Origin of the sequence: Plasticicumulans sp., from assembly GCF_035331805.1 — a bacterium.
In the GTDB taxonomy this organism is placed as follows: Bacteria; Pseudomonadota; Gammaproteobacteria; order Competibacterales; family Competibacteraceae; genus Plasticicumulans.
In genome coordinates this window covers 1-17,418 of record NZ_DAOLKE010000003.1, presented here as the reverse complement: position 1 = coordinate 17,418, position 17,418 = coordinate 1, and the positions used below count along the sequence as shown (strand labels likewise).

General features: G+C 69.7%; 15 protein-coding genes. 6 read left to right on the top strand and 9 right to left on the bottom strand.

What is annotated here, in order from left to right; translation table 11 throughout:
- Nucleotides 1-191 precede the first annotated feature (191 nt).
- Nucleotides 192-3,770 carry a PAS domain S-box protein gene (locus PKE44_RS00730; protein ID WP_324547740.1) on the bottom strand — a complete coding sequence of 1,193 codons (3,579 nt, stop codon included), beginning with the start codon at nucleotides 3,768-3,770 and terminating at the stop codon, nucleotides 192-194.
- 137 nt (nucleotides 3,771-3,907) lie between these two features.
- Entirely contained in the window at nucleotides 3,908-4,306 is a 399-nt protein-coding gene (gene pcaC / locus PKE44_RS00725) for a 4-carboxymuconolactone decarboxylase (protein ID WP_324547739.1), read from the bottom strand.
- Nucleotides 4,307-4,470: 164 nt separating this feature from the next.
- Here pcaC and PKE44_RS00720 point away from each other — a divergent pair, with 164 nt between their 5' ends.
- Nucleotides 4,471-4,671, top strand: coding sequence for a DUF2788 domain-containing protein (locus PKE44_RS00720; protein WP_324547738.1), 201 nt, complete (start codon nucleotides 4,471-4,473; stop codon nucleotides 4,669-4,671).
- A 24-nt stretch (nucleotides 4,672-4,695) separates the two neighbouring features.
- Here PKE44_RS00720 and PKE44_RS00715 read toward each other — a convergent pair whose 3' ends face one another.
- The 6 genes from PKE44_RS00715 to PKE44_RS00690 all read right to left on the bottom strand — a co-directional run bounded on the left by PKE44_RS00715 (nucleotide 4,696) and on the right by PKE44_RS00690 (nucleotide 10,172).
- Entirely contained in the window at nucleotides 4,696-5,490 is a 795-nt protein-coding gene (locus PKE44_RS00715) for an SDR family oxidoreductase (protein ID WP_324547737.1), read from the bottom strand.
- A gap of 370 nt (nucleotides 5,491-5,860) precedes the next feature.
- Nucleotides 5,861-6,337 (bottom strand): bacteriohemerythrin, encoded by a 477-nt coding sequence (locus tag PKE44_RS00710; protein WP_324547736.1) that lies wholly within the window; start codon nucleotides 6,335-6,337, stop codon nucleotides 5,861-5,863.
- Nucleotides 6,338-6,491: 154 nt separating this feature from the next.
- Nucleotides 6,492-8,159 (bottom strand): ubiquinone biosynthesis regulatory protein kinase UbiB, encoded by a 1,668-nt coding sequence (gene ubiB / locus PKE44_RS00705; RefSeq protein WP_324547735.1) that lies wholly within the window; start codon nucleotides 8,157-8,159, stop codon nucleotides 6,492-6,494.
- A gap of 59 nt (nucleotides 8,160-8,218) precedes the next feature.
- Nucleotides 8,219-8,824, bottom strand: coding sequence for an SCP2 sterol-binding domain-containing protein (locus tag PKE44_RS00700; protein ID WP_324547734.1), 606 nt, complete (start codon nucleotides 8,822-8,824; stop codon nucleotides 8,219-8,221).
- A gap of 62 nt (nucleotides 8,825-8,886) precedes the next feature.
- A complete protein-coding gene (ubiE, locus tag PKE44_RS00695) occupies nucleotides 8,887-9,660 on the bottom strand; it encodes a bifunctional demethylmenaquinone methyltransferase/2-methoxy-6-polyprenyl-1,4-benzoquinol methylase UbiE (protein WP_324547733.1) in 774 nt (257 codons plus the stop codon).
- Between the two features lie 149 nt (nucleotides 9,661-9,809).
- Nucleotides 9,810-10,172, bottom strand: coding sequence for a DUF971 domain-containing protein (locus PKE44_RS00690; RefSeq protein ID WP_324547732.1), 363 nt, complete (start codon nucleotides 10,170-10,172; stop codon nucleotides 9,810-9,812).
- Between the two features lie 91 nt (nucleotides 10,173-10,263).
- On the opposite strand from PKE44_RS00690, the gene PKE44_RS00685 reads away from it, so the two are divergent.
- Entirely contained in the window at nucleotides 10,264-10,788 is a 525-nt protein-coding gene (locus PKE44_RS00685; RefSeq protein WP_324547731.1) for a hypothetical protein, read from the top strand.
- A gap of 289 nt (nucleotides 10,789-11,077) precedes the next feature.
- Here PKE44_RS00685 and PKE44_RS00680 read toward each other — a convergent pair whose 3' ends face one another.
- Nucleotides 11,078-12,457 carry an AAA family ATPase gene (locus tag PKE44_RS00680; RefSeq protein ID WP_324547730.1) on the bottom strand — a complete coding sequence of 460 codons (1,380 nt, stop codon included), beginning with the start codon at nucleotides 12,455-12,457 and terminating at the stop codon, nucleotides 11,078-11,080.
- A 133-nt stretch (nucleotides 12,458-12,590) separates the two neighbouring features.
- Here PKE44_RS00680 and dinB point away from each other — a divergent pair, with 133 nt between their 5' ends.
- From dinB to PKE44_RS00660, 4 genes are all read left to right on the top strand, one after another.
- Nucleotides 12,591-13,694 carry a DNA polymerase IV gene (gene dinB, locus PKE44_RS00675; protein WP_324547729.1) on the top strand — a complete coding sequence of 368 codons (1,104 nt, stop codon included), beginning with the start codon at nucleotides 12,591-12,593 and terminating at the stop codon, nucleotides 13,692-13,694.
- 142 nt (nucleotides 13,695-13,836) lie between these two features.
- Nucleotides 13,837-14,793 (top strand): TAXI family TRAP transporter solute-binding subunit, encoded by a 957-nt coding sequence (locus PKE44_RS00670; protein ID WP_324547728.1) that lies wholly within the window; start codon nucleotides 13,837-13,839, stop codon nucleotides 14,791-14,793.
- 93 nt (nucleotides 14,794-14,886) lie between these two features.
- Complete coding sequence (locus tag PKE44_RS00665; protein ID WP_324547755.1) at nucleotides 14,887-16,908, top strand: TRAP transporter permease; 2,022 nt, start codon at nucleotides 14,887-14,889, stop codon at nucleotides 16,906-16,908.
- Complete coding sequence (locus PKE44_RS00660) at nucleotides 16,908-17,294, top strand: DUF1850 domain-containing protein (RefSeq protein WP_324547727.1); 387 nt, start codon at nucleotides 16,908-16,910, stop codon at nucleotides 17,292-17,294. Before PKE44_RS00665 ends, PKE44_RS00660 begins: the two co-directional genes overlap by 1 nt.
- The last annotated feature ends 124 nt before the right edge of the window (nucleotides 17,295-17,418 follow it).

Here is a 17,418-nt window from a genome sequence, read left to right as displayed (position 1 = left end):
CCCGGTGCGGGGGAGGGATTGCGGAGGGAGCTCAACAACACATTCACGTGCCACGTGTGAGCGGCATGAGCCGCTGGTGCAGGCTGCCGGCCTCGTTTGCCGGATACACCGATGGTGCGGCTGGCGGGCGGATCGCGAACATCCTGAGCTTCCGGAAGCCGCATGAAGCCGCTTGCGGCTGCGATGCAGCGTCACGGCGAATCGGTGTGCTCGCGCTCGGGACTGCCGAGCAGCGCGTCGAGCAGGCCGAGCAGCGCGTCGCACTGCGTGCGCAGCTCGCCGAGGCGCGCGCGCGCCGCTTCGGCCTCGCCGGCCAGGTGCATGGCCAGCAGTTCGGCGCCGAGGGCGTGGAATTCTTCGTGGCCGGCATCGATCTTCGCCCAGACCGGGTGCGTGCCGTAGCGCTGGCGGCCGGGGCCGTGGTACCAGCGGCCGAAGCGGCAGTCGTGCGTGCCGAACGCCGGCGTGTTGCCGATCTCGCCGGGCGGCAGGTCCAGACAGGTGCCGAGGCGTTCGATCCAGCGCTGCAGTTCGATGCGCGCCCCGAGCAGCGGCAGCTCCGCCCGGGTCCAGCGTGCGGCGTGATGCTGCCAGAGCGCCGGCGGCTGCCAGCGTGCCAGCCAGTCCGGCAGCGCGTCGGCCGGCATCGGCCGGGCGATGCCGTAGCCCTGCGCATGCGTGCAGCCGAAGGCCAGCAGCACCGCGCCGTGCTCGGCGGTTTCGACGCCTTCGGCGACCACGCGCCGGTCGAAGGCGCGCGCCAGACCGATCACGCCCTCGACGATGGCGAGGTCGTCGCTGTCATCGAGCATGTCGCGGATGAAGGACTGGTCGATCTTGACCACGTCCGCCGGCAGCCGGCGCAGGTGCGTCAGCGACGAGTAACCGGTGCCGAAGTCATCGAGCGCGCAGCCGACGCCGAGCGCGCGGCAGTCGGCGATGATCTGGCGCACGCGCGCGACATCGCCGAGCGCGGCGTTTTCCAGCACCTCGATGCGCAGCAGCCGGCCCGGCACGTGCGGCTGCGTGCGCAGGCGCTGCGCCAGACGCGCGACGAAGCCCGGATGCTGCAGGTGGTGCGCGGAGACGTTGACGGCGACCGTCAGCGCCAGCCCCGCCCCATGCCAGCGTTCGAGCTGCGCGATCGCGCTGTCGAGCACCCATTCGCCGAGCGCGATCTCGGCCGGACTGGCCTCGATCGCCGGCAGGAAAGCCGCCGGCGATAGCAGCGGCTGTCCGGCCGGCCGCCAGCGCAGCAGCGCCTCGACGCCGGCGACGCCGCCGTTGTGCATGTCAACCTCGGGCTGGTAGTGCAGCTCGAACTCGCCGGCCGGGATGCCGGCATGCACGCGGCCGATCAGCTCGCTGCGGTCGCGGGCGCGGCGCTCCTGGTCGGCATCGAACAGGTGAAAGCCGTTGCGGCCGGCCTGCTTGGCCGAATACATGGCCTGATCGGCGTGGCGCAGCAGCGTATCGGCGTCGCTGGCATCGTCCGGGTAGACGGTGACGCCGATGCTGGCCGACACCGCCAGCACGCGGCCGTCGAGCACGCAGGGCGTGCAGACCGCCGCCTGCAGCCGCGGCAGTGCACCGGTGCAGTCGTCGCGCTCCGGCAGGCCGCCGAGCAGCAGCACGAATTCGTCGCCGCCGAGGCGTGCGACCGTGTCGCCGGCGCGCACGCAGCCGAGCAGGCGCTGCGCGATCTCGATCAGCAGCCGGTCGCCGGTCTCGTGGCCCCAGGTGTCGTTGACCGGCTTGAAGCCGTCGAGGTCGAGGTAGCAGACCGCGAGCCGGGTGCCGGCGCGATCGGCCTGTGCCATCGCGTGTGCAAGCCGGTCGGCGAGCAGCACCCGGTTCGGCAGGCCGGTCAGCGGGTCGTGGTGCACGAGGTCTTCGAGCCGCTGCTGGTGTTCCTTCAGCAGCGTGATGTCGGTGAACACGCCGACGTAATGCGTCAGGCAGCCGGCGCTGTCGTGCACGGCCGAGATGTCGAGCAGTTCGGCGTACAGCGAGCCGTCCTTGCGCCGGTTCCAGACCTCGCCGCGCCACCAGCCGCGCTCGGCCAGCGTCGACCACATGCGGTCGTAGAACGCGGCGTTCTGGCGCCCGGAGCGGAACACGCGCGGGTTCTCCCCGAGGATCTCGTCGCGCGTCCAGCCGGTCAGCTCGGTGAAGGCGCGGTTGACTTCGAGGATGGTGCCGGCGGCATCGGTGATGATGATGCCTTCGTGCGCATGGTCGAACACGCTCGCAGCCAGCCGCAGCCGCTGTTCGGCCTCGCGCCGCTCGCTCACGTCGACCGCGACGCCGCCGATGCCGGTGATGTGGCCGGCGGCATCGCGGGTGGGGTTGCCTTCGGTCTGCAGCCAGCGCCAGCCGCCGTCGGCGGTGCGCACGCGCAGCTCGATCGTCGCCCGCTCGCGCCGCCCGGCGGCCAGTTCGAAGAACAGCAGGCTGGCCGGCGCGCGGTCATCAGGATGCAGCCAGGTGCGGAAATCCGTGCCGAGCGTCGCCGACAGCGGGTGACCGGTGATCGTGGTCCAGGCCGGATTGAGCAGGCGCACGGTCGCATCCGGTGCGATGTCGAACAGCAGTTCGTGCATGTTCTCGAACAGCAGCCGGTAGCGCGCCTCGCTGTCGGCGAGCGCCGACTGCAGGGCGACGCGCTCGGTGACATCGTGGACGATCAGGTACAGCAGCGAGCGTCCGCGTGCGCGCACCGGTGCCGCATGCACCTCGACATCGGGCTCGCTGCCATCGGCCCGCCGGTGGCGGCAGAGGAAGTGCGTCTGCGCGGCAGCCACCGCCTCCTCGATCCGGCTAGCGAGGGCTCCGGCCGGCAGCATGCTCAGGCCGCTCAGGTTCAGCCCGAGCAGCTGCGGCCGTGACCAGCCGTAGAAGATCGCGGCGGCGTGGTTGGCATCGACGATGCTGCCGTCGGCCGGATCGACCAGCAGCATCGCGACGCGGCCGTCCTCGAAGAAATGCCGGTAGTCGCGCTCGTAGGCGCGCAGGCGTTCCTCGGCATCGCGGCGCACGGTCACGTCGCGCGCGTAGCCGACGGTGCCGATCACGCGGTCATCGGTGCCGAACGCCGGGAACTTCAGGGTCTCGAACCAGCGCCGCTCGCCGCGGGCCTCGATCGGTTCCTCGACCTGGCGCGGCAGGCCGTCGCGGAGCACGGCCAGATCGTCGGCGCGGTAGCGGGCGCACAGATCGGGCGGGAAGAAGTCCAGGTCCTCGTGCCCGATCAGCGCCGCCGGGTCCGCGTGACCGGTCAGCAGCGCCACGGCGCGGTTGACGGCGACGAAGCGGCAGTCGGCATCCTTCATCCACACCGGGAACGGGAAGCTGTCGAGCAGCGCGCGCAGCCGCGCCTGCTGGTCGAGCGCGGCCTCCTCGGCCTGCTTGCGCTCGGTGATGTCGCGGGCGATGCCGAGCACGCCGAGCAGCTGGCCGTTGCCGGTGTGCAGCGGCGTCTTGGTGGTCTCGATCAGGCGGCGCGCGCCGTCGGGATAGACGATCCATTCCTCGTTGCGTCGCGGCACGCCGGCGGCGGCGGCTTCGGCGTCCTTGCGCCGGTAGAACGCCGCCGTGTCGGCATCGACGAAATCGAAGTCGGTGTGCCCGAGGATGGCCTCGGCCATCTGGCCGTAATAGCGCTCGAAGGCCGGATTGCAGGCCAGATAGCGGCCGTCGATGTCCTTCAGCCAGACCATGTCCGGGATTGCCCGGAACAGCGCCTGCAGCAGCGCGGCGTCATCGTTCATGTCCGCCCCCCTTCGGACCCGGTGGCGCACGGCGGCCGCAATGGCCCGGACCGGCGGACCGCCAGCGTAGGCGGCAGCGGCGGCTGGCGATAGCTCCGGTATCGGCCGCCGCCGTCAATTCCTGAAACGGCGCAGGGTCATTGTGATCCGCCGGCGCGCTCGGCGTCGATCTGGTCGAGCACTTCCCGGGCATTGCGGAAGGCTTCGACGCCGGCCGGCATGCCGCAGTAGACGGCTGCCTGCAGCAGCACCTCGACGATCTCCTCGCGCGTGCAGCCGTTGTTGATCGCGCCGCGCACGTGGCCCTTGAACTCGGTGCCGCGGTTGAGCGCCGTCAGCATCGCCAGGTTGATCAGGCTGCGCGTGCGCCGGTCGAGGCCGGGCCGCGTCCAGATCTCGCCCCAGGCGTAGCCGGTCACGAGTTCCTGCAGCGGGCGGCTGAAGTCATCGAGGTTCGCGAGCGCACGCTCGACGAAGGCATCGCCCATCACGGCGCGGCGGACTTCGAGACCTTTTTCGAACTGTTCCGGGCTCATGGCGGTACTCCGGGTCAAGGGACAGGGGCAGCAGGGACAGTCTGGATGCGGCGGTGCAGCATGGTCTTGACCTGCATCAAAGCACAGCCCGGCGCCGATCGGCAGACTCGCGCGTCCATCACGCTTTCCGAATCCGCCCGCCTGCCACCGTTTCCGGAGTCCCCATGACCGAAGCCGAATTTGCCGACTGGTCGCTGCGCCTGCTGCTGCCTGCCCTGATCGGCTGGATGGGATTCATCGTCTGGGGGCTGGCGCGCGAGTCCAAGGCCGGCAAGTTCGGCACCTTCGTGATGTTCGGCGTGCTCGGCCTCGGCGTGCTCGGCTTCATCGCCAAGAACGTCATCACCTTCATGCTCGGACTCTGAGCACGCCCGGCCACCCGCTGTGCTTCAGGCGATCGTGTCGACGCAGCCGCCATCGACGCGCAGCGCCGCGCCGGTGGTGGCCGAGGCCTGCGGCGAGCAGGCGTAGACGATCAGGTTCGCAACCTCCTCGGCGCTCGCGAGCCGGCGCAGGATCGAACTCGGCCGGTGTGCGGCGACGAAGGCCGCACCGACCGCCTCGATCGGCTGACCGGTCTTCTCGACTTCGGCCTGCAGCATCGCCTGCACGCCTTCGGTCAGCGTCGGGCCGGGCAGCACCGCATTGACGGTGACCCCGCTGCCGGCCATGCGCTTGGCCAGCCCGCGCGACACCGACAGCAGCGCGGTCTTCGTGAAGCCGTAATGGATCATGTCGGCCGGGATGTTCAGGCCCGATTCCGACGACAGGAACACCACCCTCCCCCAGCCGCGCGTCGCCATGCCCGGCACGTAGGCCCGCGCCAGCCGCACGGCGGACAGCACGTTGACCTCGAAGAAGCGCTGCCAGGTCTCGTCGCTCACTTCGAAGAAATCCTGCGGACCGTAGATGCCGACGTTGTTGACGAGCACGTCGACCGCCGGCAGCGCGGCCAGCAGCTGCGCACAGCCTTCGGCGCTGCCGACATCGGCGCTGATGCCGCTGACCTCGGCGCCTGCGACTGCGGCGCGGATCGCCGCGCAGGCCTGCTCGACGGCGTCGGCGTGCCGGCCGTTGACGATGACATGCGCGCCGCAGCCGGCGAGTCCGAGGGCGGCGGCATGGCCGATGCCGGCAGTCGAGCCGGTGACGAGGGCGGTACGTCCGGACAGATCGATGTGCATGGCAGGAAACTCCGGTGCGGGTCGCGAGGACGACGCCGGTCCGACGCGCGATGGCGGGGACGGTTCTGCGCACTTGCGGACTGGCAGCAAAACCGCAGCGGCATACCGGCCGGCCGGCTGCGAGCGTCGTCGTCGCAGCCTTTCGAGTTATACACAAACCGGACGCCGGCGGCCGGTTTGTGCCTGCAGCCGTGCATCGCCGCAGGCATGGAAGACAGGTGTCTGATTGTCAAGGTAATCCGGCACGGGCGGGCGAGGCCGGCACGCGGTCCGGCTGCGGCGGGACGGGCGGGGCTGACCCGGGGTTCTCCACAAAATTATCCACAGGGCGGCTGCCGCGCCTGCCGCTCCGGAGCGGGCGCGGGCGCGGCTATTTCCTCTTGCCGAAGAAGCGCTTGAGGGCACCGCCGAGCCAGCCCGAGGTTTCGGGCTCCAGATCCACCTTGCCCCTGGCCGTATGCACCTGCACGACGCTGGAATAGTCGTTGTCCTCGCGCTTGATGTGGTTCACGAGCCAGTTGGTCAGCGTGCGGTGCAGTTCTTCGGTCACGTCATCGCCGAGCTTGAAGCGGTCGTGGTACTCGTTGATGCGGCGGATGAACAGTTCGTGGATCTTCTTGTGCGCGTTGACGTAGGGATAGCCCGCCTCCTCCATCAGCGTCTCCTCGAAACCGAAGTGGCTCTGCGTGTAGTCGATCAGATCCTCGATGACCCCGCCGACCACATCGCGGCTGTGCTTCAGGCGCGCATCGTCGAGCTCGTTCAGGTAATCGACGATGCGCTTGTGCTGGCTGTCGATGATCTCGATGCCGACGCTGAGATCGTTGCTCCAGATGATATGGGCCATCTTTCCACGCTCCGGTTGTGTGACGGTGAGGCCGGGAGGCTCCGGCATGAGCTGCGACGGTCCGCGCCGGTATCCCGACCGGCTGTGGCCGTCGCATGCAATCGCTGCGGTTTTACGGTTCGTACGCTTGTTCGTACGCGGGTGACGGGCCGGTTCAGTCGCGCAGCGCGGCCCCGAGCACCAGCGCGCCGCCGCTCAGGCCGAGCGCCCAGGTCACGAACGGTGCAGCGGCGACCACCGCCGGGTTGAGGCTGTTCAGACCGTAGACGACAGCCGCGCCGATCAGCAGCGCGGCGCCGACCGTGGTCTGGCGGCTGCGTGCGCCCTGGCGGCGGATGTCCTCGCGCAGCGCATCGAGCGAGCGCGCGTGCACCTGCATGCGCAGTTCGCCGCTTTTCAGCGCGTGCAGCAGCTCACCGATCTGCACCGGCAGGTCCGGCAGGTGCTCGGCAAGCTTTGGCAGATTGGCCTTCAGCTTGTTCAGCAGCGACTTCGGGCCGATGCGCTCGTTCATCCAGTCTTCGAGGAAGGGCTTGGCGGTCTTCCAGAGGTCGAGTTCCGGATCGAGCTGGCGGCCGAGGCCCTCGATGTTCAGCAGCGTCTTCTGCAGCAGCACCAGTTGCGGCTGCACCTCCATGTTGAAGCGCCGCGCGGTCTGGAACAGCGTCAGCAGGAAGCCGCCGAAGGAAATCTCGCGCAGCGGCCGGTCGAAGATCGGCTCGCAGACGGTGCGGATCGCCGATTCGAACTCATCGACGCGCGTGTCGCGCGGCACCCAGCCCGATTCGATGTGCAGCTCGGCGACGCGCCGGTAGTCGCGGCGGAAGAAGGCGAGGAAGTTCTCGGCCAGATAGTGCTGATCGACCGGCGACAGCGTGCCGATGATGCCGAAGTCGATGGCGATGTAGCGCGGATCGGCCGGATCGCTGGCATCGACGAAGATGTTGCCGGGGTGCATGTCGGCGTGGAAGAAGCTGTCGCGGAACACCTGCGTGAAGAAGATCGCGACGCCGCGCTCGGAGAGCTTCTTCATGTCGACGCCGAGGCGGCGCAGCTCCTCGATCTGCCCGACCGGGATGCCGCGCACCCGCTCCATGACCAGCACCTCGCGCCGGCAGTACGGCCAGTGGATCTCGGGCACGTACAGGATCGGCGAGTGCTCGAAGTTGCGCCGCAGCTGCGCGCCGTTGGCGGCCTCGCGGATCAGGTCCAGCTCGTCGAAGATGGTCTTCTCGTACTCGGCGACCACCTCGACCGGCCGCAGCCGCCGGCCCTCGCGCCAGTACCGCTGCGCGAGCCCGGCGACGATGTACAGCAGCTCGATGTCGCGGCGGATCGTCCGGGCGATGCCGGGGCGCACGACCTTGACGACGACTTCGCGGCCGTCGAACAGCCGCGCCAGATGCACCTGCGCGATCGAGGCCGAGGCGAGCGGCTGCTCGCCGAACTCGGCGAAGGTCTCGGCGAGCGGCCGGCCGTAGGCCTGCTCGATGATCTGCCGGGACTGCTCGGGCGCAAACGGCGGCACGCGGTCCTGCAGCTTCGCGAGTTCGTCGGCGATGTCATCGGGCAGCAGGTCGCGGCGCGTCGACAGCATCTGCCCGAACTTCACGAAGATCGGTCCGAGATCCTCGAGCGTCAGGCGGATGCGCTCGCCGCGCGAGCGGTGATCCTCGCCGCGCAGCCAGTTCCACGGCAGCAGATGGCGCACGAAGCCGATCGGGCGGAACAGATGGGTGGCGAGGATGATGTCGTCGAGGCCGTGGCGCACCAGCACCCGGTTGATGTGCAGCAGGCGCAGGGCCTGGGCGGGACGCAGCATGCGGGGAAACCCGGTCAGGGAAGCGAGGGGGGAAGGTGAGGCCGCGGCGCAGGCGTGGCTCAGCGGCTGGCGAGGCGGGCTTCGAGCCGCGCGAGCCGCGCATCGAGCCGGTCGGCGTCGGCGCGCAGCGTGTCGATGGCGTCGAGCAGCTCGTGCACGCGATCGGCGACCGGCAGCGCGCCGGCCTCCTGCTGGATGAACTGCGCGCCGTCGTAGAACAGGGTTTCGCGTGCCTGCGTCAGCCAGCCGAGCGCGCCGCGGGCGAAGCGGCCGAGGCGGTGCGCGAGCACGTCGCCGAACACCTTCGAGGCCTGCTCCTCCCAGTCGATGTCGAGCTCGCGCAGCAGCTTCTGCAGCGCCTGGCCGGCAAGCGGATCACCGACGATCTCGACGCCGGCCTCCTGCACCGGGGCCCCGCGCGCGAGCAGCAGGAAGGCCGCCGGCGAGCCGCGCACCAGGACTTCCGGCACGCCGTGATGGCTGTGCACGACCTGAAAGCCGTGCGGCACCGGCACCAGATACACCAGCAGGTTCACGCCATGCACCTCGAAGGCGATGGTCGCGCCGCGCAGGCCGGCGAGCCGTGCCGGTGCCTCGGGGTCCATCGCCAGCAGGCGGTTCAGCGCGGTCTCGATCGCGGCGGCGATCAGCAGCATCGGGGGCATCGGCGCGATCCTTCGGAAACCAGTCATGGCCGCCGCGCTCGGCACGGGCGGCGCCTGCCGCGTCAGTACTTGTAGCCGCGGTGCACGGCGACGATGCCGCCGGTCAGGTTGTAGTACTCGACCGACTCGAAACCGGCGGCCTGCATCAGGTCGCGCAGCGTCTGCTGGTCGGGGTGCATGCGGATCGATTCGGCCAGATAGCGGTAGCTTTCGGCATCGTTGGCGACCAGCCGGCCCATCAGCGGCAGCATCCGGAACGAATACAGGTCGTAGACCGGCGCCAGTCCGGGCACGACCGGCTTCGAGAATTCCAGCACCACCAGCCGCCCGCCCGGCTTCAGCACGCGGTGGATCGAGGCCAGCGCCCGCTCCTTGTGCGTGACGTTGCGCAGGCCGAAGGCCATGGTCACGACATCGAAGTACGCATCCGGGAACGGCAGCGCCTCGGCATCGGCGAGCACGTATTCGACGTTGCCGGTGATGCCCTCGTCGAGCAGGCGCTTGCGACCTTCGTCGAGCATCGAGGCGTTGATGTCGGACAGCACGACCCGGCCGCGCGCGCCGACCACCGACACCATGCGCCGGGTCAGGTCGCCGGTGCCGCCGGCCAGATCGAGCACGCAGTCGCCGCGGTGCAGGCCGGCGAGCGCGATCGCGTAGCGCTTCCACAGCCGGTGCACGCCGAAGGACATCAGGTCGTTCATCAGGTCGTAGCGGGCGGCGACCGAATGGAACACGCCGGCGACGCGGCGCGCCTTGTCCTCGACCGGCACCTGCTGGTAGCCGAAATGAGTGGTGGCGGTGTCGTCGTTACCGGGCGTTTCCGGGCTGGCCATCTCGCGTGCTCCGTCGGGCCGGCCGGGCGACCGGGCCTGCGACCTGGAAGGATTGGGAATGCGGGTCCTGATGCGGGGCTGCCGCTTTTGCGCTGCAGCAGGCACGGCCCTGCAGCATAGCCACGCGGCCCCGCCGGCTCAAACCGCCGTCAGGGCCCGGCGCGGCGCACGTGACCGGCGGCAGCGAGGCGTGCGAGGTACTGCTGCCAGTTCGCGGCCTGGTCGCGACCGAGTTCGTACAGCACGTTCCACGAATACAGGCCCGAATCGTGGCCGTCGGAAAACACCAGCTTCACCGCATAGTTGCCGACCGGCACGATGTCGACGATCTCGACCTCCTCCTTGCCGACCTGCAGGGTTTCCTGCCCCGGCCCGTGGCCGCGCACCTCGGCCGACGGGCTGAACACCCGCAGGTATTCGCAGCTCATCTCGAAATGCGCGCCGTCCTCGAAGCGGACTTCGAGGATGCGCGTCTGCTGGTGCAGGCACAGATCGGTCGGGCGGATGCTCATGGCGGCGCTCCCGGCGGAGGCGGGTGAAGACGGAGGCGCCCACTGTGCCACGGCAGGCGCCGATCGGGGCAGGCACGGATTCGTAACAGAGGTGTCGCTGCAAGGCGACAATTTGCACCTGCAGCATGCAGGAGGTGCAGAATGCCGGCCACGGCCGGTCGTGGTGGCCGCGAAGGACCGATGCATCACGCGGATGCAGGCAGAATCAGACAGATACGTCGCTTTTTTACGTCGCTATGTCATCGACTTGACGTGTCACTGTCGCAAAAGCGTCAGGGGAATTGACAGTACATCAGAACAGCCATCGGACGACATTTTGAAAAAACAACCACTTGCCGTGCGAATGCCTCGTGGCACCAAAGTTGCTTTTCATCCAGTCGAGCGTTCCTGGCGTCGTTCCGCCGACCCGAAACGCGGTTCCGCAGGCCCCGTGGTCGCCCCTGGCGCCATCCTGCCGGATCCGGATGTTCAGCACCCTGAGGTGCTCGTCATGACCAACTACATCTCGTTACGCGCCGTCTGGCATGCCCTGAAAGAGCGCGGCTACTGGCGCATGTGCGCCGCGATGTCCACCGACCATCCGGTCCCGGTCAGCCCGAACCGCCGCTGCCTGTAGCGGCAGCCCCGTCCCGATCCCGCAGTTCCTCACCCTCCGGTCGACCGGCCGCCGCCCGCTGCGGCAACCCGGCCCGACCTGCCGCTCCGGCCTGATCTGCTGGCCGGGCAACGCGCCGCCGGCGGCGCGTGCGAGGCGGCACCCCGGCGCCCGCAGTCGCGCCGGATTTCCAGCACGTCCGGTGAAGCGCCGATCGGCAGCATCCTCGCATCCCTGCTGAAGACCACGGCTGTCGTCTGTGGCGGTGCGCAAGCGTCCGCGAAGGGCGGTGCGTCTCCGCAGGCGCGGTTCAGGGCAGATCGAAGGCCGTGATCGTCTGCAGGGCTGCGCAGTCGGGATCGGCGAGGCGTCCCACCCGCGCCGCGTGTTTTTCCAGCGCCTGCTCGAACAGGTTGCGGGCGTGACGGGCGTTGCCGAAGGTGCGCGTCCTGCCGGCCAGCGATTTTTCGAACCTGCCGAGCAGCACCGACCGTGCCTGCGCGTCGAGGCGGTAATCCCCGTCGATGGCGAAGCGCTCGAAGATTTCGAGCAGCTCGCCGGCCGTATAGTCCTCGAAGTGCAGCGTGCGCCAGAAGCGGGAGCGCAGGCCGGGATTGGCGTCGAGGAATGCTTTCATCTCCTGCGTATGGCCGGCCACGATCACGACCAGCCGGTCCCGGCGGTTTTCCATTTCGGCAACGAGCGCCGCAATCGCTTCGCTGCCGAAGTCCTTGTCACTGTTCGGCTGCATCAGCGAATACGCTTCGTCGATGAACAGCACGCCGTCCATGGCCGCATCGCACTTGCGTCTGACCTTCGGGGCGGTATGGCCGATGTATTCGCCGACCAGATCCTGGCGCTGGCATTCGATGACGTGGCCTTTCTGCAGCAGGCCCAGTCGCCGGTAAATGCTGCCGATCCGCCGGGCGACCGTGGTCTTGCCGGTGCCGGGATTGCCGGTGAAGATCAGATGCAGCGACAAAGCCGGCGTTTTCAGGCCGACGGCGCGCCGGGAGTTCTGGACGCGGATGAACTGGGTCAGCGATTCCACCTGTGCCTTGACGCTGGCGATGCCGATGAGATCGGAAAGATCATCCGGTGCCGATGCGTCCGCTTCGGCAGGGGGGTCATCCTCCAGGGGGCCGACCATGATCTCGTGGCGCTCCAGTTCCATGATCGCCCCGGGATGTCCCTGCTCGGCCGCCTTGCGATACCAGTGGCGCGCCTGCCAGTCGTCCTGCTCGACCCCCTGGCCCTCCTCATACAGCCCGCCCAGTCTGCACTGGGCAACGGCCTGTCCCTGTTCGGCCGCCTTGCGATACCAGCGCACCGCCTCCTTGTCGTCATGGATGACACCGCGGCCATGTTCGTACATCCAGCCCAGATCGCACTGGGCATCGGGATGTTCCTGCTCGGCCGCCAGGCGGTACCAGTACACCGCTTCCCGATCGTCCCGGTCCACGCCGAGACCGTGTGCATACATCCAGCCCAGATTGCGCTGGGCATCGGCATCGCCCTGATCGGCCGCCATGCGAAACCAGCGCGCGGCTTCGCCATCGTTGCGGCTGACGCCGGTGCCGTGCGCATACATCCAGCCCACCTCGAACTGGGCGTCGGCATCGCCCTGCTCGGCCAGGCGCAGATTCCGCTCGAACTCCTCTTCATCTTCATCCGCCATTTCGACCTCCATGCTCCGGTCTGCGCCGATGTTTTCCGGTCAGCCGATATTTTATCGCCTGCTGCGAACCTGCCTGCCCCGGATCGCAGGCCGGTGATTTCATTCCCGTGCCCCGCACGCCCTGAGCTGCCGGAGTGACTGCCGCTTGTCGCGCAAGATCATCCACGTCGACATGGATGCCTTCTACGCCGCCGTCGAACAGCGCGACGATCCGCGCCTGCGCGGCCGGCCGGTCGTCGTCGGCGGCGATCCGCGCGGGCGCGGCGTGGTTGCGACCGCGAGCTACGAGGCGCGCCGCTTCGGCATCCGCTCGGCGATGCCGTGCGCGCACGCGTGGCGGCTCTGTCCGCAGGCGCTGTTCGTGCGTCCGCGCTTCGAGGTCTACCAGAGCGTCTCGCAGCAGATCCGTGCGGTGTTCGCGCGCTATACGGAGCTGATCGAGCCGGTCGGGCTCGACGAGGCCTATCTCGATGTCAGCGGTGTCGGTGTCTGTCGTGGATCGGCGACGCTGATCGCGCGGGACCTGAAGATCGCCGTGCGTGCCGCGACCGGGCTGGTGGCCTCGGCCGGCGTCTCGTACAACAAGTTCCTCGCCAAGATCGCCTCCGATCTCGACAAGCCCGACGGCCTGGCAGTGATCACGCCGGAGCAGGGGCCGGCGTTCATCGCGAAGCTGCCGATCGGGCGCTTTCACGGCATCGGCCGCGCCACCGAGCAGAAGATGCTCGCGCTCGGCATCGCCACCGGCGCCGATCTCGGGGCGTGGTCCGAGGCGCGCCTCGTCGAGCACTTCGGCAAGGCCGGGCACTGGTACGCGCAGCTCGCGCGCGGCGAGGACGACCGGCCGGTGTGTGCGCAGCGCGTGCGCAAGTCGCTCGGGGCCGAGACCACCTATGCGCGCGATCTCGGCGCCGCCGGCGAGATCGAGGCCGCGCTCGGCGCCCTCGCCGATGAGGTCGCGACCGAACTCGGCCGCCGCGGTCTCGCCGGGCGCACGCTGACGCTGAAGGTGCGCTACGCCGACTTCGAGACCGTCACCCGCGCCCACACGCTGGCGCCGCCGGCGCGCTATGCCCAGGCCGCCGAGCTGCGCACGGCGCTGCCGGCCCTCTTGGCGCGCACCGAGGCGTGCTCGCGGCCGGTGCGCCTGCTCGGGCTGACCGTCTCGGGCTTCCCGGAAGAGGACGGCGGCGAAGCGGAATCCCGCGGTGCCGCGATCGGGCGCATGGTGCAGCTGCCGCTGTTCTGAAGCGCACCGGTGCGGACCGGCTGTGGATCGGCCGGCCCCGGCGCGGCGGGCTGGGCTATATCTGCCGGGGCAAGCATCAATGACAAGTTGCCCGGCCCGCGCCTGCCGCAGGCCAGAGGCACCCGACCCGAGGAGAATCCCCATGCCGTCGATCCGTCCGTGGCGCGCCGTCGCGCTCGCCGCCGCCCTGCTCGCCGTCGCCGCCGTCGCGCCGGCCGCGCAGTTCATCAACGTGCTGACCGGTGGCACCAGCGGCGTCTATTACCCGCTCGGCGTCGCACTCGCGAAGATCTTCGAGACCGCCGTGCCCGATTCGAAACCCTCGGTGCAGGCGACCAAGGCTTCGGTCGAGAACCTGAACCTGCTGCAGGCCGGGCGCGGCGAGCTGGCGTTCACGCTCGGCGATTCGCTGAGTCAGGCCTGGAACGGCAACGAGGAGGCGGGCTTTCGCGCGCCGCTGAAGAAGCTGCGCACGGTCGCGGCGATTTACCCGAACTACATCCAGATCGTCGCCGCGAAGGAATCCGGCATCCGCACGCTCGCCGATCTCAAGGGCAGGCGCATCTCGGTCGGCGCGCCGAAGTCCGGCACCGAACTCAACGCCCGCGCCGTGCTCGGCGCCGCCGGCCTGAAGTACGAGGACTTCGACAAGGTCGAGTACCTGCCCTTCGGCGAGTCGGTCGAGCTGATGAAGAACCGCCAGCTCGACGCGACGCTGCAGTCAGCCGGCCTCGGCGTCGCGTCGATCCGTGACCTCGCGCAGGCCGTGCCGATCGTCGTCGTCGCGGTGCCGGCCGAAACGGTCGGCAAGATCGGCGATGCCGCCTACCGCGCCGCCGTGATCCCGGCCAACACCTACGAGGGCCAGACCGAAGACGTGCCGGCGGTGGCGGTCGTGAACTTCCTGGTCACGCATGAGGACGTGCCGGAGGAGGTCGTCTACGCGATGACCAAAGGCATGTTCGAGCACCTCGACGCGCTCGCCGCCGCGCACGCCGCCGGCAAAAGCATCAAGGCCGAAACCGCCGCCAGCGGCTCGCCGGTGCCGCTGCATCCGGGCGCCGAGCGCTATTACCGCGAGGCCGGGCTGCTGAAGTAAGCCTTGCCGAAGCGGGCGCCGCCGGTGCTTGCGGCAGCGCCAGTCCCCGTCGCCGCTGCCGTCCGGATTCCGCCCTCCATGTCCGCGCCCCCCATGTCCGCGCCTTCCGCTTGCACGCCGGAGCCCGCCGCGCGCGCGATCTTCGCGATCTGCATCATGTTCTCGGTGTTCCAGCTCTGGAGCGCCGCGTTCTCGCCGCTGCCGAGCCAGGTCGTGCGCTCGGTACACGTCGGCTTCCTGCTGCTGCTGGTCTACGGCCTGTCGGCCGGCCGCAGCGGGCGCACCGGCGCGGCGCTGGCCTGGACGCTCGGCGTTGCCGGCTTCGGGCTCGGGCTGTATCACTGGGTGTTCCTTGCCGAGCTGATCCAGCGCGCCGGCGAGCCGTCGATGACCGATCTCGTCGTCGGCTGCGCGATCACCGTGCTGGTGTTCGACGCCGCGCGCCGGCAGATGGGCTGGGCGCTGCCGCTGATCTGCGCGGCCTTCCTCGCCTATGCGCTGTTCGGCCAGTACCTGCCCGGTCACCTCGCGCACCGCGGCTACGCCTTCGAGCAGGTCATCGAGCAGCTCGTGCTCGGCACCGAAGGCATCTACGGCATCCCGACCTACGTGTCCTCGTCGTACATCTTCCTGTTCATCCTGTTCGGCGCCTTTCTGGAGCGCGCCGGCATGATCGACCTGTTCACCGATCTGGCGATGGGCACGGTCGGCCACTACCGCGGCGGGCCGGCCAAGGTCGCGGTGGTGTCCTCGGGGCTGATGGGCACGATCAACGGTTCGGGCGTGGCGAACGTCGTCACCACCGGCCAGTTCACGATCCCGCTGATGAAGCGCTTCGGCTATCGCGCCGACTTCGCCGGCGGCGTCGAGGCCACGGCCAGCATGGGCGGGCAGATCATGCCGCCGGTCATGGGCGCGGTCGCCTTCATCATGGCCGAGACGCTGAACCTGCCTTACGTCGAGATCTGCCGCGCCGCGCTGATCCCGGCGCTGCTGTACTTCGCGACCGCGTTCTGGATGGTGCACCTCGAAGCCGGCCGCGCCGGCCTGCACGGTCTGGCGAAGGCCGACTGCCCCGATGCCGCCCGTGCGCTGCGCGAGCGCTGGTACCTGATCCTGCCGCTGGCGGCGCTGGTCTGGCTGCTGTTCGCCGGCTACACGCCGCTGTTTGCCGGCACGCTCGGGCTGGCGCTGACCGCACTGCTGATCCTCGGCACGCCGATCGCGCTCCGGCTGCCCGGGCGGGCGCTGCGCATCGGCTTCTGGCTCGCGCTCGGGCTGGCCGCCTCGGCCTTCCTGAAGTTCGGGATCACGGCGGTGCTCGCGCTGATCGCCGTGCTGGTCGCGATCCTCGCCGGGCTGCGTGGCGGGCGCACGACGCTCGCGCTGTGCGTGCAGGCGCTTGCCGACGGTGCGCGCCACGCGATCCCGGTCGGCATCGCCTGCGCGCTGGTCGGCGTCATCATCGGCGTGACCACGCTGACCGGCGTCGCCTCGCAGTTCGCCGGCCTGATCATCGATCTCGGCCGCGACAGCCTGTTCCTGTCGCTGCTGCTGACCATGCTCGCCTGCCTCGTGCTCGGCATGGGCATCCCGACCATCCCGAACTACATCATCACCTCCTCGCTCGCGGCCCCGGCGCTGCTCGAACTCGGCGTGCCGCTGATCGTCTCGCACATGTTCGTGTTCTATTTCGGGATCATGGCCGACCTGACGCCGCCGGTGGCCCTCGCCGCCTTCGCGGCGGCGCCGATCGCCGGCGCCTCGGGCCTGCGCATCGGCCTGCAGTGCATGCGCATCGCCATCGCCGGCTTCGTCGTGCCGTTCATGGCCGTCTACACCCCGGCGCTGATGCTGCAGGGCGATCCGTCCGTCACTGCCGTGCTCTACATCGTCGTCAAGGCGCTGGTGTCGATCGGCCTGTGGGGCGCGGCGGCGATCGGCTACCTGTTCGCACCGCTCGGCGCCGGCGAGCGCGGGCTGGCGATGGCGGCAGCCTTCCTGCTGGTCGCGGCGCTGCCGGTCACCGATGAGGCCGGCTTCGTGCTGTCGGCCGTGTTCCTGCTCTGGCACTGGCGGCGCACCCGCCAGCTCCCGCAGCAGCTCCCCCGCTGATGCCGGCGCTCTGCTTCGGCACGCTGCCGGTTGCCGCCGGCGTGTTCACGCTGGTCTGGACGCATTCGGTCGAGCACGTGCGCTGGGCCGAGGACTGGCGCATCGACGCCGGCGGGCGGCTGCAGCTGGTCGAGGCGCGCATCAGCGGCAGCGCCGCCGGCATGGAGCCGCCAGCGGAGGCGCGGCTCGAAGGCGGCCTCTGGCACTACCGCCCGTCGCTGCCGCCGCAGCCGGAACTGCGGCTGACCCGCTCGCCCTTCGTCGCCGACTACACGCTCTGCGACGCCACCGGCTGCACGGCACTCGGGGCGCGACTGCCGGCCGGGGCCGGGGAAGTGGTGCGGTTGCAGCCGTGCCCGGGCGCTGCGGATAACGGCGGCGGCTGAAGCGCAGCGCCCCGGCCGCCGCGACAAGCCCCCGAGGCCCGGCCCGCCCGCAGTGCGCGGCAACCCCCACTCAGCCCGGCAGCACCACATCCCAGCCGAAGCCGCGCACGCCGTCGCCGGCCGG